This window comes from Sphingobium sp. L-44 (assembly GCF_056859495.1).
Genome location: NZ_JBSXOQ010000004.1, coordinates 1 through 3,250 on the forward strand (window position 1 = coordinate 1; position 3,250 = coordinate 3,250).

The following is a 3,250-nucleotide window of genomic DNA, read 5'->3' on the forward strand; positions in this document are numbered from 1 at the left end:
GGTCAGGTCACTGGGATAACGCTTCGTCTTCTTCGCAATCTGGGCCATCCGCCCCCGGCTCTGCTGCGTCCACATCCAGAGCCTGAATCACGCAGATACGCCTATGACAACCCCTGCCGCCGATTTCCCAAACAGCCTCTAAGACTGTTTCTTTTCAAACTACGACTTGCCCAGGATAGCGATGGTCCGGGGCTTTTTTGTTTCGTCAGGCGGCTTTTTTCGCCTTCGCTTCTGCCCGCTGCCGGGCCTTTTTCTCGCGCTGATGTTCTCGCTCTTCCTCGGGTGTGCGCTTCGGCTTCGACGGTCGTCCGGCCCGCTTCGCTTCGGCGGTAGCGAAGCCCAAATCGACCAAGACGAGGTTCGTGCGGAAATGGGCGACGCTGTCGAAGTAGGCCTGGAGTGCTTCGGCCTGGACACGGTCGTAAACAGTGATGGTCAGGGGGCGATCGTCGTTGGCGCGGCGGCCGATCCGGTTTGCGAATTGGACAAGGTCTTCCGTCTCGCGTGCCTTGACGACCTGGGCGGGCGAGACGCCCAACGTTTCGAGGATGGCGATTTCCGAAGGCGCGGGCTTGGCGGAATAGATCATCGTTGCCATCGTCAGCGCGCCGAATTTGTCCGTTCCGGCCTGGCGCGGGGAAAGGTGCTGGCCCGGCATGGCACCCAGCTTTTCGGCTTGGCGCAGATTGGCGGTCCAGATGTGGTTCACAGGATCGACGTTGAGGTGTCGCCCTTGGTCATCGGTCTGGCGCATCCACTTGCCGATCGACCCAAGGCGGGCCTTTCCGTCCGTGCTGTCGAACAGGTAGCCGGTCGCGCCATGGGCCTCGGCGAAATAGCGGATCGTCAGGTCGCGATGGGCAAACGCAGCGGCCGACAGCGGCGGCAGGGGAACGAACCCGACGCGCGGGCAACGATTGCGCCAGATCAACGCAGTGACGCTGTCGTCAAACGCGTTGGCCACGATCTCGACCCGGTCAAATGCGTCGAGTTCAGTGGGGAGCCACAGGCTATGCCAGGTCCACGCCCGCTTGCGATCGTCCATCTCGTCCCAGGCACGAATATCGACGTAGACCGGCGTCCGACCGGAAACGACGCGACGGTGGAAAAGATCGAGCGATCGCATGATGGTATCGCTGGCCACGTCGGCGGCGGCGGGCGCGTCAGAATAGGCGCGCACTTGCGCGTATGGACGACCATCGTCGGAAGGGATCAGTTCGTATCGTGCCGCGAACCAGGCGCTGCCCAGGGCGTGGGTGACCAGTTCTTCGCGGAAAAACGCGTTCGGCGCTTCGTCGATGCAGCAGGTCCACCCCTCGAATCTCGACAGGTCCGATAACCGCAGGGCTTCGTGCGTCGTCACGACGACAATGTGGCCGGTGGTATACGTGGACGGGAGTGCCTCGACATCGACCCGGACGGACGCGGAACCATCCGGGTGGTTCTGGTCACGGCTATAGACTTCGCGGATAACGGGGCTGGTGCATGCCTGGACGGCCTGCTCGCGGAGCTTGCGGACGGCTTCGCCGATCATCTCGCGGCGATCGACAGCAAGGAGGTAGAGGCCCGGTGTGGTAACGATACGGTCGCGCTGTGCGTGGGATTTGCCAGCGGCGCAACGCTCGGCAGAATAGTAAATTGTAGTCATGTTTCCTTTCAAAATATTAATATTCAAATGTCCCTTCGCGCTAGTATTTGTCCCCAAAAATCCTTAGTATATTAAGGATAAAAAGGGACATATTTCTTCGAATAAATGAACAATGCGAAGTATATACCAGTTCGGCAGGTCTATCTATATTTATCTAAACGCGTCGAAATCGAGGCCGTAGGTCTCGATGAAGGCGCCGGTGACGTGGTCGCTCGCGATCACGGCGCCCGATCATCTGGCGCTGGAACGCTACAGCGTCTTCGCGGATGATCCGGCATGTCGAAATCACCAAGTCATCTGGCTTCGCGAATTTCGAAATTGCGGATTGCCTGGCGGACGGATGATTGCCCGCCTGGGCGGGCCGGGATTATTCGCACGAACATGATGCGGCGCGCCCCAACGCTGCGCGTCGGTCACGGGTCGGGTCGATCCCCGTCTGCGACGGGAACAACCCGATATCCTGCCTTTCGGCCTCCTCGACGCCCCCTGACCCTTATTTTGACCCGGCGAAGCCGGGGGCGATACTAGCGCCGGGGACACGTCCTAGCGGACCATCAAAGCCACCGAAATTTGAACAGGGCGGCGTCAGCGAAGTCGTCGAAGACAATCGCCGATGGGGTTCCGACGCGCGCCTCCCACCGGCCGGTCACGTTCTCGGCAAGCCAGTCGGCGACCTCGTCTTTGAGCCGCGCCTCGACCACCACGATGTCACCGGTCGGCGCGCTTCGACATCCACCGCGCACGCGCAGGCAGGCGGGAAGATCGTATTCAACCATTGGTCGCCACTCCCGTCAGCATGTTGGGACGAAGCGCCAGATAGGCGGCCTGAAATTCGACCAGGTCGAACCAATGGGCGGGCGGATCGTCAGATGCATTGGCGTCCAGCAGGAGCGCCCAGGCGACAAATGCCAGGCGGTCTCCGCTGAACATGCGGGTGGCGGCGTGCGGGCCGATGTGGACGTGCGTCACATTGAACGATGGATGGGCGATTGTCTCGACGGTGATCGCGTCCCGTTCTGCGACGGTCACCGAAGCGCCGTCCAGGTGATAGTGTCCGTCCGCCCGGCCGCGAAAAACAGAAGCGGCGATGGCGTGAATTTCGCCGATGATGGTCTTTGTCGTGCTGTTCATCAGATATGGCTCCCCCGTGTCCAGAACGCCCCGCGCGCCTGGAATGTGGATTTCAACGATTTGGTTAAGGGTGCGACCGGGTAGTGTAATCGACTGATGGCGCTGACGCTTCGATCAGGGTTGCAGCAACAAGCGTTATTCAGCGCTCTCTTCGAGGCGGAATTTATACTCTGCCTCGACCCAATCCATCGCGGCGGAATAGTAGTTGCCGATGACGATAGAAGTTTCGGAGATTCGGAACTCGGCCGCGCGTTCCTGGCGCGCCAATTTGTCGGCGAGCGCGGAATGCTGACTAGGGTCCATAAGCATCTTCTCCATATCGACGGTCAGGCTAAGAGGCTGTTTGGGAAATCGGCGGCAGGGGTTGTCATAGGCGTATCTGCGTGATTCAGGCTCTGGATGTGGACGCAGCAGAGCCGGGGGCGGATGGCCCAGATTGCGAAGAAGACGAAGCGTTATCCCAGTGACCTG

The 3,250-nt window shown here is 60.4% G+C and carries 5 protein-coding genes; 1 reads left to right on the forward strand and 4 read right to left on the reverse strand.

The annotated features are described in order from the left end of the window. Positions 1-205: 205 nt before the first annotated feature. Complete coding sequence (locus AC13EK_RS00065) at positions 206-1,648, reverse strand: hypothetical protein (RefSeq protein WP_139150114.1); 1,443 nt, start codon at positions 1,646-1,648, stop codon at positions 206-208. Positions 1,649-1,835: 187 nt separating this feature from the next. Here AC13EK_RS00065 and AC13EK_RS00070 point away from each other — a divergent pair, with 187 nt between their 5' ends. Beyond that, positions 1,836-2,033 carry a hypothetical protein gene (locus AC13EK_RS00070; RefSeq protein WP_125990256.1) on the forward strand — a complete coding sequence of 66 codons (198 nt, stop codon included), beginning with the start codon at positions 1,836-1,838 and terminating at the stop codon, positions 2,031-2,033. 169 nt (positions 2,034-2,202) lie between these two features. Here the strand turns inward: AC13EK_RS00070 and AC13EK_RS00075 are convergent, their stop codons facing one another. The 3 genes from AC13EK_RS00075 to AC13EK_RS00085 form a co-directional block, all read right to left on the reverse strand. Then, positions 2,203-2,424: a hypothetical protein gene (locus AC13EK_RS00075; RefSeq protein WP_017501259.1), complete on the reverse strand. Its 222-nt coding sequence runs from the start codon at positions 2,422-2,424 to the stop codon at positions 2,203-2,205. Next, entirely contained in the window at positions 2,417-2,779 is a 363-nt protein-coding gene (locus AC13EK_RS00080) for a hypothetical protein (protein ID WP_017501260.1), read from the reverse strand. The genes AC13EK_RS00075 and AC13EK_RS00080 overlap by 8 nt, the downstream gene beginning before the upstream one ends. Positions 2,780-2,914: 135 nt before the next feature. After that, on the reverse strand, positions 2,915-3,250 hold a 336-nt coding region (locus AC13EK_RS00085), incomplete at its 5' end, for a hypothetical protein (RefSeq protein ID WP_483021941.1).